This window comes from Planococcus sp. ANT_H30 (assembly GCF_008369335.1).
Taxonomy (GTDB): Bacteria; Bacillota; Bacilli; order Bacillales_A; family Planococcaceae; genus Planococcus; species Planococcus kocurii.
Genome location: NZ_VOBJ01000001.1, coordinates 338,171 through 360,400 on the forward strand (window position 1 = coordinate 338,171; position 22,230 = coordinate 360,400).

Genomic DNA, 22,230 nt, shown 5'->3' on the forward strand with positions numbered 1-22,230 from the left:
CGATGAAATTCGTTAAAAATGATCAAACAGCTGTTTTTGCACTCGGCGGACTGGGTGAAATCGGCAAAAATACGTATGGTGTTCAATTTCAGGATGAAATTATCCTAATTGATGCCGGCATTAAATTTCCGGAAGACGATTTGCTCGGAATCGATTACGTTATTCCGGATTACACGTACTTAGTAAAAAACGTCGATAAGATCAAAGGTCTTTTCATTACACACGGCCATGAAGATCATATCGGCGGTATTCCTTACTTACTTAAAAAGATAAATATTCCTGTATATGGCGGAAAACTAGCATTAGGCTTATTACGTAAAAAGCTAGAAGAACACGGTTTATTGCGTCAAACAAAAATGACTGAAATCGAAGAAGAAGATGTCATCAAGTTCCGGAAGACGGCCGTTAGCTTTTTCCGTACAACTCACAGTATTCCTGATGCATTTGGTGTAGTTGTAAAAACACCGCCCGGCAATATTGTCCATACAGGTGATTTTAAATTTGATTTCACGCCTGTAGGAGAGCCTGCCAATTTATTGAAAATGGCTCAAATCGGTAGCGAAGGTGTTCTTTGTCTTCTATCCGATAGTACCAACGCTGAAGTTCCTGACTTCACGATGTCTGAACGAAAAGTCGGCGAAACGATTAAAGACATTATGAGAAAAGTCGATGGTCGTTTGATTTTTGCTACTTTCGCTTCAAACATTTATCGTCTGCAACAAGTGACAGATGAAGCCGTGGCACAAGGACGCAAAATAGCTGTTTTCGGCCGTAGTATGGATAACGCTATGACGATTGGTCGCGAGCTTGGTTATATTAACGCGCCTGAAGATGCGTTTGTGGATACACAAACCTTGAACCGTCTACCTGCTAACGAAGTACTTATTTTATGTACCGGTTCACAAGGCGAACCAATGGCTGCTCTTTCAAGAATTGCCAACGGGACTCACCGTCAAATCCAAATTCAACCAAATGATACGGTTGTCTTCTCATCTTCGCCAATTCCGGGCAATACGAGTAGCGTCAACCGAACAATCAATTTATTGTTCCGTGCCGGCGCAGACGTTATTCACGGATCGCTTAACAACATCCATACGTCTGGTCACGGTTCAGAGCCTGAAAACAAATTAATGCTTCGTTTGATTAAACCAAAATACTTTATGCCAATTCATGGTGAATACCGTATGTTAAAAACACATGCCGGTTTAGCTGTTGAATGTGATGTTCCATTAGAAAACACATTCATTATGGAAAATGGTGAAGTTCTTGCTTTAGGTCAAGATGAAGCTTCTATTGCGGGGCGCGTTCCTTCCGGTGATGTTTATATCGACGGTAGTGGAATCGGCGACATTGGCAACATTGTGTTACGTGATCGTCGTGTTCTTTCTGAAGAAGGTTTAGTTATCGTTGTTGTAAGTGTGGATATGCAAAAGAACAAAATGGTTTCGGGTCCTGATATTATTTCACGTGGATTTGTTTACATGCGTGAGTCAGGTACAATGATTTACGAAGCTCAGCAAATGCTTAATCGTCACTTAAACAAAAAAATTCATAGCAAAAATACGGACTGGGCAGAATTGAAAAATGATATTTCTGATGTTCTTGGACCGTATTTGTATGAAAAAACAAAACGTCGTCCAATGATTTTGCCAGTAATTATGGAAGTTTAATAAGATGGCATTTAAAAGGTGTGTGGGAGTAACTTCCCACACACCTTTTTTATTCTTCCTAAACGCATGAAGACCCGTAAAAGAATCACTTTCTTTTACGGGTCTTTCTACTAATTCATCATTTTTTTCTCGAACCGATTAATATCTGCATCAGAACCGATGATGATTAAGATATCTTCTTGTTCAATTTCCATGTCTGCTTGCGGAGAAACGATAATATCGTCTCCTCTTTTAATGGCCACAATATTAATGCCATAACGCGCCCGAATATCGAGACCGATCAAGGTGTAGCCTGCAAGTTTATGATTTGCTTTGATCTCCATAATAGAATGTTCATCCGATAGCTCCAAGTAATCCAATACGTTGTTAGAAAGAATATTATGCGCAATCCGAATGCCCATGTCACGTTCGGGATGAACCACTTTATCCGCACCGATTTTATTCAATACTTTCGCGTGATAGTCATTTTGCGCCTTTACCGTAATTTTCTTTACACCAATTTCTTTTAACATCAATGTTGTTAAAATACTCGCCTGGATGTTTTCACCGATGGCCACAATAACATGTTCAAAATTCCGGATACCTAGCGATTTTAACACTGCCTCGTCTGTTGTGTCGGCCACAACAGCTTGCGTTGCGATCGAAGCGTATTCATCGACTCGCTCTGAGTCTTTATCAATTGCCATTACATCTGCGTCTTGTTCAATCAATTCTCTTACAATACTACCGCCAAAACGGCCAAGTCCAATGACTACAAATTCTTTTTTCATATCCATCCTCCAACTGTTCAAGTGGCTTTATTTTAACATAGATCATCCTAGCTACATCAATGCTTGTTAAATTTTTGCAAACTAATCGAAAAAGTTATCGCATTCGCTAGTACCGTGTACGTGAGTTGATAAACTTATTTCAATAAATAAAAAAACCCGCTTATCGGCGGGGATCTAATGGACGTTTTGGACGGTTTTCACAATACTCGCAACTAATATCTGTACATGGTTCTTCTCGCCATTCGTTGCAACTCGCGCAATAACTTGCATCAAATTCGTCATCAAAAGTCAAAGCTGCCAAACACGTATGACAATACGTATGGACATCCATCCAGTTGATAAATCGCTTGTCGGCTACAAGATACAATCCTTGCTGGTCTTGTTTGTAGTTCATAATTGAAGATTTTTGAATGACCCGGTTTTTAGGGTCAAGAAAGAAATTCATTTTTCCGTTCACATTGATCACTCCTAGAGTTTGGGTCGAACTGTTTGTATATTTTTATATGCATTCACTTGAAAATTCCACTTATAAATGTTTGCTTTAAGTTAATTGGCTTAGCGATTTCGTAACCATGCAGGAGCACCATGTATGTTAAAATTGGTTGCCAATAAAATCAGCTATCTCCCTACTATCTATCATATCATTATTATCTCGTTTATTTATTATTTCACACTTTCTCTATGATAGTAAAAGTTGCTAGTAAATTGCAATAGATAACAATCCTTTATTGAAAATAATTTTCGGCTTGAAAAAATAGTGTCATTCCGTATAATGAATATATGCTATTAGTAAACTAAAAGTATATTTTAACTAAACTTTCTGCAAATATTCATATACAAAGAATCGAGGAGAACTCTGGTGGATATCGGCACAAAAATCAAACGCCTTCGATTAAAAAACGGATTAACTCAAGAAGAGCTTGGAAAAAGGACTGATTTGAGTAAAGGTTTTATCTCCCAATTAGAACGGGACATGAATTCCCCTTCTATCGAAACGTTTTTTAGTTTACTCGAAGTGTTAGGAACCACGCCAAAAGAATTTTTTACGGAGGATCACGAAGTTAAAATCGTCTATTCGACCGCAGATCATATCGCACATGTTGATGAAGATGCGGGCTATGAAGTGGAATGGCTCATTCCTACATCCAACGAAAAAGAAATAGAACCTGTCTTTTTAACGCTTCAGGCAAACGGTCATTTTAAAGAGTTTGAGCCATCTTCAGCAGAAACCTTTATCTATGTTCTTGAAGGACAGGTGCTGCTTCAGATTGGCGATCATCAGTACGCTGCAGCTGCTGGAGATTCAATTTACTATGAAGCTTCTAATCATCATCAGCTTATCAATGATTGCGATGGTGTTTCAGAAATGATCATTGTCACAACACAATCTTATTTATAATTCAGGAGGGATCTTATGGCGGAAATACCCATCATTCGCTTTGAAAATGTGACGCAAACTTACGAAGGAGCCGGCAATGTTTTAAATAATGTTAGCTTCGAACTCGAAAAAGGAAAATTTTATACATTGCTTGGACCTTCTGGTTGTGGAAAAACAACCATCTTACGTTTAATTGCAGGATTTGCAACACCTACTAGCGGCAATATTTATATTGAAGACAAAAAAATGAACACGGTACCTGCTAATCAGCGTCAAGTGAATACGGTATTTCAAGACTACGCACTGTTTCCTCACTTGAATGTTTTTGAAAATATTGCGTTTGGCTTGCGGATTAAGAAAGTAAAAGGTCCTGAAGTTGAAAGACGTGTACGAGAAGCACTCGCTTTTGTTAACTTACAAGGCTATGAAAAAAGAGAAATTTCAGAGATGTCTGGTGGTCAGCGTCAACGTGTGGCAATTGCACGAGCTATCGTCAATGACCCCGAAGTTATTTTGCTAGATGAGCCACTGTCTGCTTTGGATTTGAAATTACGCACTGAGATGCAGTATGAATTGCGGGAACTGCAGCAGCGTTTAGGCAAAACCTTTGTCTTTGTCACACATGACCAAGAAGAAGCGCTCGCCATGTCGGATGAAATTTTCGTTATGAATGCAGGGAAAATTCAGCAAAGTGGCACCCCTATGGACATATACGATGAACCTATCAATCGTTTTGTTGCGGACTTTATTGGAGAATCGAATATCGTCAGTGGAGAAATGATTGCGGATTACCAAGTTCGATTTGCCAATAAAAATTTTGAATGTGTCGATGCTGGACTCAATCCGAATGAGCAAGTGGAAATCGTCATCCGTCCAGAAGATTTGGAAATCACGCCAAGTGGAAAAGGCAAAATGATGGTTACGGTTGATACGCAACTATTTAGAGGGGTTCATTTTGAAATTTCAACCATCGATGAAGTTGGCAATGAATGGCTTGTGCATTCTACGAAAAAAGTAGAAGTCGGTTCTCAAATCGGCTTAGATTTTTCACCAGAAGCTATTCACGTGATGCGTCTAAACGAATCGGAAGAAGCGTTTGATGCACGTCTGGAGTCCTACGGAGCGTCAGTCAATGAAAGATAACCCCTCACGTCCGCTTTACCTTATCCCTTATTATTTATGGATTGCCTTATTCGTCATAGCGCCAATTGCGTTAATCTTCTATTTTTCGTTTTTGGATTTGACTGGCGCTTTTACTTTGGAAAATTATCAGAATTTCTTTTCTTCTGTTTATCTGCGGATGACGCTGAGTTCTTTCTGGTATGCGTTTTTGATTACGTTAATCACTATTGTGATTGCTTATCCAACGGCTTACTGGCTAACAAAAACAAAGCACAAACAACTCTGGCTACTACTCATCATTATTCCTTCGTGGATTAATTTATTGCTAAAAGCTTATGCTTTTATCGGTATTTTCGGATTGTATGGACCTGCTAACAAGCTTCTTCAAACGCTCGGGGCAGGTCCTTGGCAAATCTTATTTACTGATTTCAGTTTTATCTTTGTTTCCGTTTATATTTTTATTCCGTTTATGGTGCTGCCAATTTTCAACTCGCTAGATAAAATAAACCCTGCATTGATTGATGCTTCCCGAGACTTAGGTGCTTCAGCTTTCACAACATTTAGACGTGTTATTTTTCCATTAGCCATCAACGGTGTAAAGTCAGGCATACAAGCCGTATTTATCCCCGCTCTGTCGCTTTTTGTTATTACTCGTCTTATTGCAGGAAACAAGGTCATTACGCTCGGAACAGCAATTGAACAGCAATTCCTCGTTACTCAAAACTGGGGAATGGGTTCAACTATTGCAGTGTTTTTAATCTTGTTTATGATCATCATTATGATGCTGACAGGTCAGAAAGAAAAAGGAGGCTCGTATAATGGCAAAACTAAGTAAAACAGCAAAAGTCTATTTGGTGCTGGTCTTTGCCATTCTCTATGCGCCTATTTTCTACTTGATCTTTTATTCTTTTAATAGTGGTGGCACAATGTCGAGTTTTGAAGGGTTTACTTGGGAGCATTATGGTGCGGTCTTTAATGACACAAGATTACTCATTATTTTGATGAATACGGTAATTATTGCCTTATTGTCTTCACTTATTTCAACAGCAATCGGTGTTTTAGGTGCTATTGGTATCGTATTTTTACGAAATCGCAAAACGCGCAAAGCTGTTTTGTCCTTAAACACCATTTTGATTGTTAGTCCAGACGTCATTATTGGCGCATCGTTTCTAATCTTGTTCACGTTGGTTGGTGTCAAACTCGGTTTTGCATCTGTCTTAATTTCACACATTGCTTTTAGTATTCCAATTGTGGTGATTATGGTTTTGCCAAAACTTCAGGAAATGAGCCGGTCATTGATCGATGCTGCAACAGATCTTGGCGCATCGAAACGTGATATTTTGACGCGCGTAATTATCCCTTATATTAAGCCGGGTATTTTCGCTGGATTTTTCCTAGCATTAACTTATTCGTTAGACGATTTTGCGGTAACTTTTTTCGTCACAGGAAACGGTTTCTCGACTTTATCCATCGAAATTTATTCAATGGCACGAGCGGGAATCACGTTAACCATCAATGCGCTTTCCGCATTAATATTTGTTGTAACACTTGGCTTGGTTCTCGGCTATTACTTCTTTAATCAACGTGCGGGACAATCTCCTGGGACTGGAGGCGCCAAACTATGAAAGAACTTGTGAGAGTTGCAATCGCGATTGTTGTCATTTCGACCATACTGTTGTATACCGTCAATGTATTGGAAAAAAGTTCAGCAACTTCAGGCGGTGGTACCATTTCTGTCTACAACTGGGGCGAATATATTGATCCTGAACTAATCAGGCAATTCGAAGAAGAAACCAATATCTCTGTAGTTTATGAAACATTCGATTCAAACGAATCAATGATGACAAAAATTGAGCAAGGCGGAACCACTTATGATGTCGCGATGCCTTCTGAATATGCGATTGAAAAAATGAAGGAAAACAAATTACTACAACCGATTGACCATGCGCTGATTCCAAACTTGAAAAATATTGATCCTTATTTTCTTGATTTGCCTTTTGATCCAGGCAATGAATATTCTATTCCTTATTTTTGGGGGACTGTCGGTATAGCCTTTAATCCTACCTTACTAGACGGACAGACGTTTGAAAGCTGGAACGACTTGTGGGATCCGTCACTTGAACAAGAAGTCATCCTAGTTGATAGCGCCCGTGAAGTGATTGGTTTGGGGTTAAACAGCCTCGGCTATTCGTTAAATTCAACCGATATGGATGAATTGCGAGCAGCGACAGACAAGTTGAAAACAATGGGTCCCAACGTTAAAGCCATTATTGGCGATGAAATTGTTGAAATGATGCGACGCGAGGAAGCAGCGGTAGCTGTTATTTGGTCTGGCCAAGCTGCAGACGTCATGTGGGTTAACGAAGACATTGATTACGTTGTTCCAGAAGAAGGCTCGAATTTATGGTTTGATAATATGATTATTCCTAAAACTGCGGATAACGTAGAAGGTGCTCATGCTTTTATCAACTTTATGTTAGATCCTGAAGTAGCTGCTCAAAACGCAGATTATGTCGGGTACTCTACACCGAACGAGCAAGCAATTGCTTTGATGGATCCCGAGGTTACAGAGGATAAACGGTTTTATCCTCCTGAAGAACTGCGAGAACGACTAGAAGTTTATGAGAATTTGGGTCTTGAAATGCTGGGAACTTATAACGAGTTGTTTTTGGAATTTAAAATGGATATGGAAAACTAACAGGCAGAACGTTTGCCTGTTTTTTTTTGACGTTTTGGGGTATAGTATGTAGATTCTACAGACTGAAATTTAGTAATACGAAATAATAACGAAAGAAGGTCTCTCTATGGCCGTACAATCAAATAAATCAGCGCTTTATGTGCTGATGTTCAATATGTTCATTGCGATGAGCGGTATTGGATTAATCATTCCGATTATGCCTGCCTATTTAGATACGTTTGGCGTCGCTGGTCAAGCACTCGGTACATTAATCGCCACTTTTGCTTTAGCGCAATTCTTATTTTCTCCTCTTTCCGGTCAACTTTCTGATAAATATGGTCGCAAAAAACTAATTATCTTTGGATTGATTGTTTTCGGGTTGTCTCAACTAGCATTCGGTATGTCTACCGAATTATGGATGCTTTATGTTGCCCGTTTCTTTAGTGGACTGGGAGCGGCATTCCTGATTCCTCCGATGATGGCATTTGTTGCAGATATCACGACATACGAAGAACGAGGTAAAGGCATGGGTCTGCTTGGTGCTTCTATGTCACTCGGCTTTATGATTGGTCCCGGTATTGGTGGTTTTTTGGCCGAAGTTAGTATTCAATTTCCGTTTTATATCGCTACTGCAGTTGCCTTAATTGCGGCGTTGATCTCCTTCGCTGTGCTACCCAATGTGGTTCCTACGATTCAAGCAACGGATAAAAAATCCGAAAACTTGCTGCAACAGATGAAGCGTTCTACTTATACGCCTTACTTCGTCATGTTATTGGTGATGTTCATCTTCGCTTTTGGTTTATCTAACTTTCAATCGACCATTGCATTATATGCCGATAAAAAATTTGGTTTCACACCGAAAGAAATTGCTGTGTTAATCACAGTTGGTGGGTTTGTCGGCGTTATTGTTCAGACATTTGTAATCGACAAACTCTTTAAGCGTTTCGGTGAGATGAAAGTTATTTTGGTTAACCTTCTCATATCTGCAGCTGGGATGATTGGTATTCTGTTCGTTAGTTCTTTCTGGGCTATTCTTTTAGTATCAGCGGTATTTTTCACTGCAGCATCTCTACTTCGACCTGCGATCAATACGTTGATTTCAAAATTAGCGGGTGATGAACAAGGCTTTGCCGCCGGTATGAACAATGCCTACATGAGTCTTGGCAATATGATTGGTCCGGCACTTGCAGGTATTCTTTTTGATATCGATATGAGCTATCCTTATATTTTAGGAACTGCCATTTTAATCACCTGTTTCTTTATCGCCAACACCTGGTCGATGCGAAAACAACAACTTTTGGCTACAAGCCGGAGTTAAACAACAGTAGCTCAGACCTTTTAGGTCTGAGCTACTGTTGTTTAATGGGAAAATACAAAAGTGTTATTTTTTACTTTTCGCTTTTATTAATTGATCAATTGCCATAGGCGAGGAATCTTTTTCTTTTGTAGCTTTTTTCTTAACTAGAGGTGCCGGTAGTCCGAAACGACGAAGCGTGATATCCGCAAAAAACAAGACCATTGCGATAAACAGGACAATCAGCTGAATCGACCGAATACTACCACTCTTGTACGACATATCTCGAAAAGCTACATCTAATGTCTCTAAAACCTGTCCACCTGTCCGTTTGGCCAATGTTGTTAGTAAAGACATGTTTGCCTCTGCCGGGTGGTATTCATCTCCATAAGGGATCGTCAGGCCTGTTTTATAGGCAGCTCCTGTTTCGTTACTCACGCTCAAAAATACTAATCCGGGTTCAGCATCGATTTTCACGTCTACTTTTCCAGGTGCTACCGGTTCCGTCTGCAGCGGAATCTCGTTGCCTTGCTCATCTACTGCCGCAATCGTTAAAATTGCCGAGCTATGAGTAGGATCCTCGACTGTGTAAACGCCTTGTTCTTTTCGTACCACTGAAAAAGGAATTTCTTCAAAACTAGGCTGTAATTCAGCTACAGTTTTATTCCAAAACTCTGGCCACTTCGACCAGCTCTGAAAATCACCGCTCCAGGCCCCGCTTCCGGATGTAAAAGCAACTGTTTTTCCAAGGCCATAATTCCAACTCGCGAGTACCGGATCTTGTTCTTCACTTTCGAGTGCCACCGTTGCTGTATTTTTCGCTGTCGTTGCAATATAGGTATTCAATTGCGGGACACCTTCTGCAAACAAATTATTCCATTTGCTGTCGTATACCACGGGATAAAATGGCTTATCCACAATGTATGTTCGTGACATCATGATCGTCTCACGGGATAAAATAGCGGGAATTGTCGTGGCATCCGTAACGTCGTAAAATCGCCCGCTACCTGTATTAGCTAGTTGCTCTAGTAAGTTTCGATCTGCATCTTGTCCAATGGAGACGGTCGATAAGGTAATATTATTGTCTTTTCCATTTTCGATTAACGCGTCATAATCATTGGATGTTGCCGATTGTCCATCTGTTAACAGGATAATGTGTTTACGCTGCAGTTTTAAATCTTCTAGTTCCATATAGGCTTGCTGCAACGAACGATAAATTTCAGTTCCGCCACCAGGTGTAATACTTAAAATTTTATCTACTGCATTTTCCGGATCTGCTACTTTAGCTGTCGGTAAGATTTCCCACGGTTTGTCATCAAATGCGATAACTCCTAATGTATCATCAGGACGCAACAATTCAACCGAACGAGCAGCTGCTTCTTTCGCTAGTTCCATTTTCATGCCCATCATACTTCCCGAACGGTCCATAACAATCATCAATCCCAGTGAAGGCAATTCATGCTTGCCTTTGACTTCCATTTCGACTGGCAATAACTGTTCAATTGGCGTTTTAAAATAGCCACCTAAGCCAAAGCTTTGATCGCCACCAACCATCATAAATCCAACACCAAATTGACGAACCGCTTGTTCAATAATCGTCATTTGTTGTTCTCCTACAGACGTTCCAGAGACATTATCAAAAATAATCGAATCGTAACGAAGGATGGCAGACAAACTACTCGGCAATTGATCCGCAGTTAGTTCCGTTACGCTTAAATTATTTGTATCCAATAAACGTGGAATTGGGCTTGGAACACCGCCATTGACGACTAACACTTCTGGGTTTCCAGAAACTTCTGTCATGCTAAACAATGAATTGTTTTCAAGGTACGCATCTTTCGCCGTTTCTAAACGGACTTCATACTTTTGAAGCCCTTCCGAATTGGCAGGATACGAATAGCTATAGACATTTTGACCTTCAACAACTTTGATTTCTTTCTTATCCAACTCTTTATCATTAGCAGAAAAAATAAGTTTAGCTGTTGATTCGGTACTTGAGTCAATGGCTACAGTAAACGTTTGCGATTCACCTAAAAATGCACGTGGAGGTGTTTCAAAGCGACTAATCGCCAGATCATTTTTAGCGATTTGTTCGACCGGCCAGATATCCACTTGAAGGCGCTCAGACTGAAGTCGATTTAAACTTTCAATAGCAGACGATTGTGTTTCATTGCCATCCGTTAAAATAACAAGTCGCGTCGCTAAGTTGGTATCTCCACTATTTGAAGCAAGTTCTAACGCTCGCGCGATATTGGTGTGGCTACTGTTTCCAACGGTTAGTTCTGCCGGTAAAGGTTGCGGATCGTTAGTCATTGGCAACAAGCTTTGGAAATCCTCTGCAAATGTATAGACCGCGATAGATTGATAATCTTTTTTGGCCTCTACTGCTTCTTCAATTGCCACGGTCATTGCTGTTTGCATTCCTTCAAGAGACGCAGAACGGTCCATAAGAAAAATAACTTGTTCTTCTTTTACAGGACTGAATAACGAAGGAGTTGCCAAAGCAACTATCAACAAGGTGACAGCCACGGTTCTTAAAACAAACACAGCCTTTATCACTTTAGAGCTAGCTGAAAAATGCTTGAGTGCAAACCAGCCAAAATAAAACAGTACCGGAATGAGTAACAACAGCCAGATGGGTTTATCGAGTTGTAATTCCACGACGATACACCTCCCATTCCAGAAGCACTAACAGTAAGACAATTCCTATAATAAATGGCACAAACGAAAAGCGGACGGTATCTTGTGCTGCTTTCGCCTGCCCCATTGCATAAGACGCCCCAGCAGAAAGCTCTTTTTCTTGAGAAGTTAACTGTACAATCATAGTCATGTCTTTTTCGTCACCCACCACTTGGTAAACACCCGGTTCATTAGGTGCCGCAAAAGGACCGTTCCCTTCAATATAGGAATGGCGATAAGCACCGTCTCGAAAAATTCCCCATTCTCCGGTTGGTGAAGCTAACGATACAGATCGGTGTTCGTTCGGTTGGAAAAAACCAAGAAATTCCGCATCGCCTGATAAACTTTCCATGGCGCTCCATAAAAACAAAGGGAAAGAAGGAGAAAGAGGCCAGTCGGTCAATTGAATATCTGTCAGCACGACAATATCTCCTTTTGGAGAAATTTGAATAAACGGATGGTCATCTATGGTGGCGATGGTTTCATAGTTTTCAAAAGATGGGTACAGTTGTGAAACATAAACTTCATCCAATGAGGCATATGTGAAAAGCGGATGCGGCTTTGTCTCAATTTGTCCGGTCACTTCAAACGGATTTTCATCATTTCGCCCAAACATTAAAATGGGTGTTGTTGCTTCTAGTAAGTCACGTTGATTCGTAACTATGGGTAATCCAGCGTCAGGCTGCAATTGAGTGGCTTCGGCTAAACTAACATCTAAAGCGAGTGAACGAAAACCACTTGCGATTAATTCATGCAAAGCCGAGTCAATGACAATTGCGTTAACTGGTGGGGCTAGATATGTTGCCATTGTGTTATCCGCCGCATAATCATCCGATACCTCTAGTTCTGCTTGCCATAGCTTATGATTTGGCAACGCTTCAAACGGAACGAGCAATTCTTCCGCCGCTTCGAGTTTTACTTCTACTGCTTTCTCGAAACTGCCAGACGATAAACGGACAGTAGCATTCATCGTTTTTTCGCTATTATTAACTACTTGAACTATACCTCTTATCCCATTGTCCGTTTCTGAAAGACCCAATTGGCGAATGGCTACATTAGTCAGTTTTTCTGAAAATCCATGAACTTGATAACTTTGTCCGGTTTTATTGGCAAGGATGGCACGGTCCAAGTAATCGGTAAAAATATGAATAATCGTTGAGTCATTAGTCGCGAGCGTATCCGCAAATAAAATCGTTTGCTCCATTTCGGCATTTTCGTAACTTACCGCTAATTCGTCAATTGCTTTTTCGACTCGCTCAACATTTTGCTCATTGCGAATGACCACTTCCGGGCTAACACCCGTCGTAACAATTGTCACAGGCTTACCTCCTGCTTGTGACGCCAATTTCTTCATTTGGACCTGCTGCTTTTCAAAATGCGTTGGAGAACCAGCTAGCATCGTTGCTGACGTATCGACAATAAATATAAAATCATTACCAGCTAATGTTTCCGATTCGCTGAAAGGCTCGATTAACGCCACTACACAAAAAATAAGAGCTACTAATTGAAGATAAAACAATAAATGATGCTGCAATTTTTTTAAATAAGGCGATGCTTGCAGCTCTTTCATTCGTTCTTGCCAAAATAACGTTGAAGAAACGCGCTGGTCTTTGTACTTTTTTCTAAAGAAATAATAGAGAATGACGGCTAGCGGCATAATTGCCGTCCAAATCATTCCCCAATTTGCTACTCCCATACCGCTTCACCTCACCCAATCCAATTTTTTCGTATCATTTGATGAAATAACACTTGCTCGATTCCGTCTTCTACGTGTACCGGCAAATAAGCAATACCATATGTGCGACAAAGAGATTCCAAGCCTTGACTGTGCAAGTCACTTTGCTTTTGGTAGGCACGAAGTGCTTCTTCTGTCACCGTCACACTCGTTACCTGCTGCGTCTCATCGTCGATAAAACGCAAATCACCTTTGTAAGACGGCAGCCGTTCATCTTGTGTAGTCAAATGAATAAATCGAATATCGTGCGCAAAAGCCGGAGCCTGTCTGAAAAACACCTGCCAATCCGTAAGTGGTTCTAGTCCATCGGATACAATGAATAATACCGTAGAATCTTTAGCAGCGTGAAAACTTGCCTGACTCGCAAATGACACGTTTTCAGGATTGGGCATAGTAGATACGAAATGTTCAAACAGCTTTTTTGCCGATTTCCCTTTTTTACGAAAAGGAATCAGTTGTTTTTGTCCAGCAGACACCGTCAAGCGGTCATCTCTTCCTAACACCATTAAACCGAGTGAAAACGCTAATTGCTTCGCAAACAGCCATTTATTGTCCATTGATTTTGAACTATCAAGTAAGATATGGATACGCATTTCTTGTTCATCTAGAAAACGTTTAATATAGATACGTTCAGTTCTTGCGTAAACGTTCCAGTCAATATGGCGTACATCATCTCCTGGATGGTATTCGCGAAAATCGGAAAAATCCAATGAACTACCAAAACGCATTGACCGGTGAGAACCTTTATGGTGTCCCTTGATTTTTGCTTTTGCTCCAATAGCATAGCGACTAAGACGTGAGCCCCAATCAGCTGGTAAATTTAATAACGTCATTTCAATACGCCTTTTCCTGCTGTACTTAGCACACTATCAATCAGTTCATCTACATTTTTACCCATTGCTTCTGCTTCATAATTTAATAACAAGCGGTGCCTCAGTACTGGTTTTGCCACATGTTTTAAATCGCCAATTGATACATGATACCGTCCTTCCATTAAAGCACGTGCTTTTGCTAAACGGATCAAACTTTGCAGACCACGAGGACCGCTACCGTATTGAACAAATTGCTGGATTTCTTGATGTTCTGAATGCTCTGGATGCGTATTTTGAATGATATCGACAGCCACCATTAAAATGTCTTCTGCTATCAACACTTCTTTCACCATATCTTGTGCATCAATTAAGCTGGCTGTATTCATTTTTTTACTAAGAAGAATTAGTTGAGATCCCGTTGTTCTGCGGCTAATTTCCGCAAGCTCCTCGCGACTTGGGTAAGCAACCAGAATTTTACAAAGAAAACGGTCCATTTGTGCTTCAGGTAACGGATACGTCCCTTCCATTTCAATAGGATTTTGTGTTGCCAAAACGAAAAACGGTCGCGCCATTTTTTTCGTATCACCAAGTATGGTCACTGTCTTTTCACCCATTGCCTCTAGCAGCGCACTTTGTGTTTTCGGTGTAGCACGGTTAATTTCATCTGCAAGTACCATTTGGTGAAAAATCGGACCTTCTCGAAAAGTAAATTGTTGGCGTCCTTCTGCATCTCGTTCAATAAGACTCGTCCCAGTAATATCCGAAGGCATCAAATCGGGTGTAAACTGAATTCTGGAAAACGACAAATCGAGCACATCTGAAATGGTCCGAATCAACATTGTTTTACCAAGACCGGGCAAGCCTTCTAGTAAGGCATGACCATCCGCTAGAATAGCGTACAAAGAAAACTCAACCGCGCTTTCTTGTCCGACGATAAACCGTCCAATTTCGGATTTGACTTGTTGAAGCAATTGGCTCATTTCTGTAAATTGATCGGTCGTGTATGTCATAAAAAGCCCTCTTTTCTATTTGTCGGATTCAATATCTGTAAAGTATTGTTCTACAATGGTTTGTAAATCAGCTGGCAGTTGGAGACGATCTGCACTTGAGAAATATGAAGTTGAATAATCTCCCACTACGTCCGCATAAGGCTGGACCGTTCCTTTAGTTGCAGGAACAGCACCATATTGTTCGCCGGCCGCTTGTCCTTCTCCCACTTTTCCGCTATCGACTGATGTGTCACTTTGACCTCCAATTCGAGAAGGTACAGTTAACAAATCTCGGCTTCCTTGACCTTTACCAGCTCCGCTGCCTTGCCCTTGTCCTTGCCCTTGTCCTTGTCCTTGTCCTTGCCCTTGTCCTTGTCCTTGTCCTTGTCCTTGTCCTTGTCCTTGTCCTTGTCCTTGTCCTTGCCCTTGTCCTTGTCCTTGCCCTTGTTCTTGTTCTTGGTTTTGTGATTGGCTACTTTCTGACTCTCCAGCTGTTTTAGTAGTTTCACTTTCTTCGTTTTCTGATGCTTGCCCACTAGAACTAGATTCACTAGATTTCCCTTCTGCGTCAGAAGATTTGCCTTCAGAAGAATCATTTTCTTTGCTACTAGTTGATTGTTCTCGCTTGGCTATAGTTTGTTGTAATGGAAATGCTACAGGTTTTCCCATATTACTCAAAGCTGTTTGTGTGTTTCCGGCCTTCTCAGCTAATTGCCCAGCAGCTTTTTCAATATCTTCGCTAATTTCTTTAGCATCCGGGTTTTTGCCTTTTGCCAGCTGGCGTTTTTTCAAATCTAATTCTTTTTGTTTTTTGACGATTTCTTTTAATATAGCTTCTGGATTTTCTTTATCTTTGATTGTTGCTTGTAATGCATCCAATTCTTTTTTAACCACTTTTGTTTCTGCTTGCTTTTTTATCTCATTAATTTCTTTCTTAATATCTTCTACCAATTCAAGTTCTTTTTCCACATCATTTGCCTGATTTTGCAAATTACTAGGAAACACTAAAAGCAAGACCATACACGTCGCACTAACGACCGCTCCGATTAACCACTTAGGACGTAGCCATACTTTGCGTTCTTTGCGGAATAGTCGGTAGCTATACGGAATGATTTTGGCTGTTTCACGAGATAATTCTTTAGTTAATGTGTTTTGTTCTGTTAGCTTCCACACGGTTAGCAACTGATTATGAGGTGTAAAACGGTCCAATTCTTGCACCGCTTGTTGCACGTTAGGTAAGCCTTTACTAGACAACACAATCAAACTTATCACGATAGCAACTCCTGCTACATATGCATAAAATTCATAATAAGGAAGCACGAACAACCGTGATACTAACAGCAATACTGTAGCTAAAGTCAGACCTACAAATAATGCAAACTGAAAAACACGGCTGATATGAAGCATTTTTAACAGCCGCTCAACTTTTTTAACATAGCTGCGTATATCACGATTGTTCATGAAAGTCCCTCCTTATTTGTATTTATTCATATTGACGCGCAGCTTTTTGACAGCCAATAAAAGACAGCCGGCTGATACCAAAACATAGAAAATGGCATAACCAATCCACAGAGGAATGGGGACCATCGTTAAGCTTTGCAATTGCTCTTCCATTGAGGGCTGCAGCAAAGTTAGCAACACTGCCGGCGGGTTAATGGTAGCCCAAAAATGAGCCATTGGTGAGATTGAAGACACCGCCGAACCCATTTGAGAAACTTGAACCGAAATCAGTAAGAAAAAGGCGGTAACACCAGCGATGAAAATCATGGCTCCGTATGTTGCGATAATGGCAACAATGGTTTTTCGAATCAAGGTCGATAGCATGACACCTATACTAGCAATTGCCAGTAAGGTCAGCATATAAAACAAGAAAATATAAAATAACTGACTGGGCGAAACGCCCCCGTATAAAAACACTAAACTGTATATTGGTAACCCCGACACAATCATCAACAACAAAAAGGCGATGGATGATGTCATTTTCCCAAAAATAATTTGGAAAGAAGTTTGCGAAGTTGTCAGTAAAATATTCAAGGTCTGTTTTTCACGTTCTGTACTAATGGTCCCAGCTGTTAATGCTGGCGTAATGAATAAAATCAATCCTAATTGAATATACGTCATGATGCTAAATAACATAAAACTTTCATCCGGACGAAAAAAACCATTACCTGTTAAGGATGTAGCTAGAAAGATGAAACCGAAAACAAAGACGCTCATCGCAATTAAATAAAACAAAATCCCGGTAAAGCTTTTTAAGTTACGAAAGCGCAATTTAAGTTCTTTCACTAGTACGGGATTGCCAAAAAGGGTTTTCATCCGATTTCCACTCCTTTTGTAATCGCCATAAAGACATCTTCCAAATCCGTCTCTTCTTCTGAGAACGATAAAATCGGCAGTTTTTGGTGGATAGCTCGTTGCAACAACTGCAGTTGATCTTCATCTGTTCCTCTGTAGAAAAATTGAATGCTATTTTTGTCTTGTTGTACTTCTATTTGAGAAACAAACGGATCCATTTCAAAAAATGCAATGACTGATTGCATATCGCCCACTAGTTTGACACGAAGTACTTTTTCACTTTGAAGTTGCGCTTGAATGTCAGCTACAGAACCTTGTACAATCAATTTTCCGTTATCAATGACGCCAATGCTATCGCACATTTCAGCAAGTTCTGGAAGAATATGAGAAGAAATTAAGATCGTTTTGCCCATAGCTTTTAACTCTCGTAAGATATCTCTCATTTCTACACGTGCACGTGGATCTAGTCCTGAAGCAGGTTCGTCTAATATTAAGATGTTCGGATCATGAATCAGCGCCCGCGCTAAACAAAGCCGCTGTTTCATGCCGCGAGACAATAAGTCGACGTAGTCATAACGCTTATGTTCTAAATTAACCAGTTCCAAAAGCTTCGGGATTAACACAGCGCGTTCTTTTGGCTTGATCCCATAACTAGCACCGTAAAAATCTAAATATTCATCTGTTTTTAGTTGGTCATAAACACCAAAGAAATCGGGCATATAACCAATTTGATTGCGCACTTCTTGAGGGTTTTTCGTCACACTTATTCCATTAATAAAGGCATCACCAGCTGTTGGTTGAAGAAGCGTAGCCAAAATTGAAAAGGTGGTTGATTTACCCGCCCCGTTTGCACCTACAAAGCCGAAAACTGTACTGTCTTCTACTACTAAATTTAAATCTTGTAAGGCATAAAAAGACCCATATTTTTTTGTTAATCCAATTGTTTCAATCACGGAGCAATCACTCCTTTCAATTTGACTTTCGGCACAACCACTTCAGGGTTGCTCGAACTTTCGGTAACTTTCAACTTTAGTTTGATGGCGCCTTCTGGACCGATATATTGTTTTGCTTTTTCAGCAAACTTTGGGTTAGTCTCTGTAATTTCTTCGTAACTTCCGCTGTCCACATTGAATAGGCTGACAGTAACGTTTTGTCCTGTTTTAGTAAGTGCTAATTCAGTCCATGTTGATTTTTTTAACTCAATTTCTTCTGGTAAAGTATAGGTCAGGTCAAATTCACCAGGTTCAAAATAATAGAGATACGGATCATTTGAGACATTTTCAAAAAAACCTGTATTATTGGCTGCCACAAGATCTAACGTCAAGGCATCTACATTTAATGTGATATCGCCTTCCAATGTTAATTGCGGTTTAAAACTTTGTGCAATCAGGTGGACAGATTCTACAGATGCTCGTTGATTTTCAAGTGTGATTGGCACAATCGCATCTTTCGTATAAGCGATTACGTAAGGCGATTTACCGTTTTTAGATAATTGTTCGAAAGATGTGGATAGTAAAGTTTGACGACGCGCTTTTTCCAACTCTTTTACATTTGCTACTGGCTGATAGGCATAGGATTGTCCGACAGGCGCAGCCGGTGACAAGATCGCTGATTGAACGGTTTCATTAACTTTCAAGGTTTCACCAGGATTGAGCTTACCGACATCCATAAGACGTGTACCTGTCCAAATTGAAATCTCTTCAACCGCAAACGGAAAGTTATTCTGAATAGTTCCCGTAATTTTTTCGTCAGCTACAGTTAAATCGATAGCGAAGTCACCACTATCTTCTATATAAGATTGTCCCATAATCGATTGTACAGACCAGTAACGCATATCTCGCAAAGTCATTTGACTATTGGTTGCACCTCTTTCCAACATTGCCGAAAGATAAGGCTCTGTTGAAGAAAATTCATTAGCTATGCGACTAGTCATTGTAGTAGAAGCAGGCGCTGTAAACTGGTAGTTGCCACCGCGGTTTGACAATAATGAATTAACGTAATAACCTTTTAATCCACTATCCGCGTCTACTTCAAAAAAGCCAGTTTGTTGAATTTGTGGATTACCAATTCGGTCTTTTGCACCAAAAGCGAATAATCCAATAGAAGTTAATACAGCAACTGCTGGAATGATAACCCAGGCATATTCTCGTTTGTCTTTTTTCTTCAGTACAATATAGAGTACTGGGACAATCAATAAAATATAGAGCAATACAATCGCCAATATAAATGGTTTTGACACTTCAAAGCTTTCAAACAACTCGTTAACACTTCCTACTTCATAGGTCATATAATCGAGTATGGATTGTCCACCCATTGAGTTAGAGTTTGTAGCAACTGCTGGAAAAAAACTCGACATCATTTGGCTGTAGCCTTTTTGTGTGGAAACCGTTTCGTCTCCAAGCGAAAAACTCATTTGTGTCAAACTACCCGAGCCAACTGATTGTGTGGCAGCAAAAACTTGACCGTCTTTTTGCAGCTTAGCTGTCGCCCCTTCTTTGACTGTTGCTTGAAAAACAGGAACTGCTGTTTCTAATCCTGGAACTTTCACATCGGTCACATCGGCTAATTCCAAAGGCAGGTATTCGCTCAAATTGCCAAGTTCTGCTTGTAGGTTAGTTGTGGATCCTGTAACAACGTGTCCACCTTGTTGAATCCATTGTAAAACTGCTTTTTGGGTAGATGCCGGTAAATCACTATAAGCAAACTCATCAATGACCAAATAATCGATCATGTCCCATGCCTGCACTTCAGTCGGTAATGTAAATTCTTTTAGTTGATTGAGGTGAAACACTTCGATTCCTTCACTTGTTGGAACGTTCAATTGCTTTAAAGGGGATAAACGATCTGGATTATCTGTTAACATCGCTACAAATAATGACATTGGTGTATAGTAAGATGGCTGTATCGTTTTCTTGCCTTTAAACTTAATGGACTTTCCTTTTTCCCAACCACCTTCAAACAAGAAGATACTTTGGTCGCTCGGTGCCCCGGAGTAATACATATCAGATAATCCGGATGAAGCGATTTGCAGCGTTTTGCTTTCGCCTTCTGCAAGATCTATTGGCAAGGCCATACCAGCTCCGAGGTTATACGTCTCTGAAAAACTGAGTACCAAATCTCCAGAAAATGCTGATCCTTCATTGGTTACTGTGAACTGAAGAGGCAACCCTTTTTCATACTTTACTTTATTTTGAAAACCAGCACTCGAATCAATAGTGATTTGTGGCGCTGCTAAAGAAGGTTGTGGCATAGTAAACAAACTCATGAATAATGCGAAAACAAAAAATGCCAGCAAGCGTTTATGCATGATAATCCCCCTTTTACTCGTCTCCTTATTAGTACGCTAGTAAATTAAATTAGTTCCATCTTCTCACAATTAATTCTAAATAATTTGAATCAAAAATTCTTGCTGATGATATCCTAGTAAACAAGCTTCTCGTTGAATAAGAAAGTGTTGTCTATATCTCTATTGTTAACTAGAAGATATTGAGCAAAGCAATGGAGACTCCTGCTAGCTCTTTTCAACTGGTGCGACGTCCTGTAGCCCCAGTTGTATGACTCACACCCTATGAACCCAAAAGCACAGCTGTTTTGCGGAATATCGTCAAGTGGCAATCATTAGTTCAATCTATATCGTTCTATTTATTTAATTTTCCTGATACAAAAAAGCAGACAGCCTGAGCTGTCTGCTTTTAACTTTTTAAAAAGAAGCCATGTAGAAAATCTGGCATCAACTCAAGAACTTGTTCATCAGGATTCAATTTTGAGTGATGCAGTCCATACGCTGACGAAACACCTGCCCAAAACATAACCCCTGGAATTTGTTCGGTAAAGTAACCAAAATCTTCACCAGTCATCGCGGCATCGCTCTGCATTGCTTGGATGCCTTTAACCTGGCTGGCGTAGCGCAAGAAATTTTCTGCTAAAGTCTCATCATTTTTAACTTCAAGGTAACTCGAACCGTAATCAATGTGGACTTGGCAATTATTTGCTTGTTCAACCGCTCGGCAAATTGCTTCAATACGCTGTTTAACTTGGCTCATCGATTCACTAGTAAGTGTGCGAATTGTACCTTCTAGCCGTGCATGTTCCGCAATAATGTTCTGTACCGTTCCAGCGCTTAACTTGCCAATGGTGAGCACGGCCGAATCCATCGGGTTCACATTGCGACTGACCACGGTTTGGAGCTGCATCAGCATAGAAGCGGCTGCAATCGCCATGTCTTCTGTCAAATGAGGAAAAGCCGCATGTCCGCCTTTACCATGAAGATCGATAAACAGTTCTGATGTATTGGCAAACAATAATCCAGATCGTGTACCAACAGTACCAACCGGCAGCTCTGGTGCAATGTGCAAAGCATAAATACAATCAGGTAGAAAATCCGGCTTGTCGGTTTTCAGCCATTCCCGAAAAGGCAAGGCGCCTCCAGGTCCTTCTTCAGCTGGTTGAAACAAAATGACAACATCGTCTTGAATGGGTTCATCAATTAGCTTGTGCAACAACCCGATTGCAATGGTCATATGAATATCATGACCACATGCATGCATAAATCCTGGATGCTGGGATTGGAATTCCAATTCGGTTTCTTCCATAATCGCCAAAGCATCCATGTCTGTTCGCCAACCAATCAGTTTTGTCGGGTTATCACCACGTACTTTAACTGCAAGACCTGTCCGCCATTTTACAAGTTCAATACGTTCTTGAGGAAACTGAGAAATGATGTCCATTAAATAAGCTTGTGTTTTTACTTCTTGAAAACCAATTTCCGGAATCTGATGCAATGCTCTCCTAATTCTCACTAATTCCATT

General features: G+C 40.4%; 18 protein-coding genes. 7 read left to right on the top strand and 11 right to left on the bottom strand.

What is annotated here, in order from left to right; translation table 11 throughout:
• Positions 1 to 2: 2 nt before the first annotated feature.
• Positions 3 to 1,670: a ribonuclease J1 gene (gene rnjA, locus FQ085_RS01730; protein ID WP_058384814.1), complete on the top strand. Its 1,668-nt coding sequence runs from the start codon at positions 3 to 5 to the stop codon at positions 1,668 to 1,670.
• A gap of 110 nt (positions 1,671 to 1,780) precedes the next feature.
• Here the strand turns inward: rnjA and FQ085_RS01735 are convergent, their stop codons facing one another.
• Positions 1,781 to 2,440 carry a potassium channel family protein gene (locus FQ085_RS01735; RefSeq protein ID WP_058384813.1) on the bottom strand — a complete coding sequence of 220 codons (660 nt, stop codon included), beginning with the start codon at positions 2,438 to 2,440 and terminating at the stop codon, positions 1,781 to 1,783.
• A gap of 160 nt (positions 2,441 to 2,600) precedes the next feature.
• Complete coding sequence (locus tag FQ085_RS01740; RefSeq protein ID WP_058384812.1) at positions 2,601 to 2,897, bottom strand: hypothetical protein; 297 nt, start codon at positions 2,895 to 2,897, stop codon at positions 2,601 to 2,603.
• 402 nt (positions 2,898 to 3,299) lie between these two features.
• On the opposite strand from FQ085_RS01740, the gene FQ085_RS01745 reads away from it, so the two are divergent.
• The 6 genes from FQ085_RS01745 (at position 3,300) to FQ085_RS01770 (ending at position 8,935) form a co-directional block, all read left to right on the top strand.
• The gene (locus FQ085_RS01745; RefSeq protein WP_058384811.1) at positions 3,300 to 3,839 is read left to right on the top strand and encodes a helix-turn-helix domain-containing protein; all 540 of its coding nucleotides are present in this window, start codon (positions 3,300 to 3,302) and stop codon (positions 3,837 to 3,839) included.
• A 15-nt stretch (positions 3,840 to 3,854) separates the two neighbouring features.
• A complete protein-coding gene (locus FQ085_RS01750; RefSeq protein WP_058384810.1) occupies positions 3,855 to 4,961 on the top strand; it encodes an ABC transporter ATP-binding protein in 1,107 nt (368 codons plus the stop codon).
• Entirely contained in the window at positions 4,951 to 5,775 is an 825-nt protein-coding gene (locus FQ085_RS01755; RefSeq protein WP_058384809.1) for an ABC transporter permease, read from the top strand. The genes FQ085_RS01750 and FQ085_RS01755 overlap by 11 nt, the downstream gene beginning before the upstream one ends.
• A complete protein-coding gene (locus tag FQ085_RS01760; protein ID WP_058384808.1) occupies positions 5,759 to 6,565 on the top strand; it encodes an ABC transporter permease in 807 nt (268 codons plus the stop codon). The genes FQ085_RS01755 and FQ085_RS01760 overlap by 17 nt, the downstream gene beginning before the upstream one ends.
• Entirely contained in the window at positions 6,562 to 7,638 is a 1,077-nt protein-coding gene (locus tag FQ085_RS01765) for an ABC transporter substrate-binding protein (protein WP_058384807.1), read from the top strand. The genes FQ085_RS01760 and FQ085_RS01765 overlap by 4 nt, the downstream gene beginning before the upstream one ends.
• A 106-nt stretch (positions 7,639 to 7,744) precedes the next feature.
• A complete protein-coding gene (locus FQ085_RS01770) occupies positions 7,745 to 8,935 on the top strand; it encodes an MFS transporter (protein ID WP_058384806.1) in 1,191 nt (396 codons plus the stop codon).
• 63 nt (positions 8,936 to 8,998) lie between these two features.
• On the opposite strand, the gene FQ085_RS01775 is transcribed toward FQ085_RS01770, so the two are convergent.
• The 9 genes from FQ085_RS01775 to FQ085_RS01815 form a co-directional block, all read right to left on the bottom strand.
• Positions 8,999 to 11,572: a VWA domain-containing protein gene (locus FQ085_RS01775; RefSeq protein WP_058384805.1), complete on the bottom strand. Its 2,574-nt coding sequence runs from the start codon at positions 11,570 to 11,572 to the stop codon at positions 8,999 to 9,001.
• Entirely contained in the window at positions 11,553 to 13,286 is a 1,734-nt protein-coding gene (locus FQ085_RS01780) for a vWA domain-containing protein (RefSeq protein WP_058384804.1), read from the bottom strand. The genes FQ085_RS01775 and FQ085_RS01780 overlap by 20 nt, the downstream gene beginning before the upstream one ends.
• Before the next feature lie 11 nt (positions 13,287 to 13,297).
• The gene (locus FQ085_RS01785; protein WP_058384803.1) at positions 13,298 to 14,158 is read right to left on the bottom strand and encodes a DUF58 domain-containing protein; all 861 of its coding nucleotides are present in this window, start codon (positions 14,156 to 14,158) and stop codon (positions 13,298 to 13,300) included.
• Positions 14,155 to 15,147, bottom strand: coding sequence for an AAA family ATPase (locus FQ085_RS01790; protein WP_058384802.1), 993 nt, complete (start codon positions 15,145 to 15,147; stop codon positions 14,155 to 14,157). Before FQ085_RS01790 ends, FQ085_RS01785 begins: the two co-directional genes overlap by 4 nt.
• A gap of 15 nt (positions 15,148 to 15,162) precedes the next feature.
• The gene (locus FQ085_RS01795; RefSeq protein ID WP_058384801.1) at positions 15,163 to 16,587 is read right to left on the bottom strand and encodes a hypothetical protein; all 1,425 of its coding nucleotides are present in this window, start codon (positions 16,585 to 16,587) and stop codon (positions 15,163 to 15,165) included.
• Positions 16,588 to 16,599: 12 nt separating this feature from the next.
• Positions 16,600 to 17,442 (bottom strand): ABC transporter permease, encoded by an 843-nt coding sequence (locus FQ085_RS01800; protein ID WP_058384800.1) that lies wholly within the window; start codon positions 17,440 to 17,442, stop codon positions 16,600 to 16,602.
• Entirely contained in the window at positions 17,439 to 18,374 is a 936-nt protein-coding gene (locus FQ085_RS01805; protein WP_149455766.1) for an ABC transporter ATP-binding protein, read from the bottom strand. Before FQ085_RS01805 ends, FQ085_RS01800 begins: the two co-directional genes overlap by 4 nt.
• Positions 18,371 to 20,728, bottom strand: a complete 2,358-nt coding sequence (locus FQ085_RS01810; RefSeq protein ID WP_149455767.1) for a hypothetical protein — start codon at positions 20,726 to 20,728, stop codon at positions 18,371 to 18,373. Before FQ085_RS01810 ends, FQ085_RS01805 begins: the two co-directional genes overlap by 4 nt.
• A gap of 385 nt (positions 20,729 to 21,113) precedes the next feature.
• Complete coding sequence (locus tag FQ085_RS01815) at positions 21,114 to 22,229, bottom strand: N-acetyldiaminopimelate deacetylase (RefSeq protein ID WP_058384797.1); 1,116 nt, start codon at positions 22,227 to 22,229, stop codon at positions 21,114 to 21,116.
• Position 22,230 lies beyond the last annotated feature (1 nt).

What these genes read in the sequence shown, in the direction of transcription:
- FQ085_RS01755 (WP_058384809.1), top strand. Translation starts at nt 4,951, where the DNA reads ATGAAAGATAACCCCTCACGTCCGCTTTACCTTATCCCTTATTATTTA.
- FQ085_RS01735 (WP_058384813.1), bottom strand. Translation starts at nt 2,440, where the DNA reads ATGAAAAAAGAATTTGTAGTCATTGGACTTGGCCGTTTTGGCGGTAGT.
- FQ085_RS01785 (WP_058384803.1), bottom strand. Translation starts at nt 14,158, where the DNA reads ATGACGTTATTAAATTTACCAGCTGATTGGGGCTCACGTCTTAGTCGC.
- FQ085_RS01765 (WP_058384807.1), top strand. Translation starts at nt 6,562, where the DNA reads ATGAAAGAACTTGTGAGAGTTGCAATCGCGATTGTTGTCATTTCGACC.
- rnjA (WP_058384814.1), top strand. Translation starts at nt 3, where the DNA reads ATGAAATTCGTTAAAAATGATCAAACAGCTGTTTTTGCACTCGGCGGA.
- FQ085_RS01795 (WP_058384801.1), bottom strand. Translation starts at nt 16,587, where the DNA reads ATGAACAATCGTGATATACGCAGCTATGTTAAAAAAGTTGAGCGGCTG.
- FQ085_RS01780 (WP_058384804.1), bottom strand. Translation starts at nt 13,286, where the DNA reads ATGGGAGTAGCAAATTGGGGAATGATTTGGACGGCAATTATGCCGCTA.
- FQ085_RS01760 (WP_058384808.1), top strand. Translation starts at nt 5,759, where the DNA reads ATGGCAAAACTAAGTAAAACAGCAAAAGTCTATTTGGTGCTGGTCTTT.
- FQ085_RS01790 (WP_058384802.1), bottom strand. Translation starts at nt 15,147, where the DNA reads ATGACATACACGACCGATCAATTTACAGAAATGAGCCAATTGCTTCAA.
- FQ085_RS01770 (WP_058384806.1), top strand. Translation starts at nt 7,745, where the DNA reads ATGGCCGTACAATCAAATAAATCAGCGCTTTATGTGCTGATGTTCAAT.
- FQ085_RS01750 (WP_058384810.1), top strand. Translation starts at nt 3,855, where the DNA reads ATGGCGGAAATACCCATCATTCGCTTTGAAAATGTGACGCAAACTTAC.
- FQ085_RS01800 (WP_058384800.1), bottom strand. Translation starts at nt 17,442, where the DNA reads ATGAAAACCCTTTTTGGCAATCCCGTACTAGTGAAAGAACTTAAATTG.
- FQ085_RS01815 (WP_058384797.1), bottom strand. Translation starts at nt 22,229, where the DNA reads ATGGAATTAGTGAGAATTAGGAGAGCATTGCATCAGATTCCGGAAATT.
- FQ085_RS01810 (WP_149455767.1), bottom strand. Translation starts at nt 20,728, where the DNA reads ATGCATAAACGCTTGCTGGCATTTTTTGTTTTCGCATTATTCATGAGT.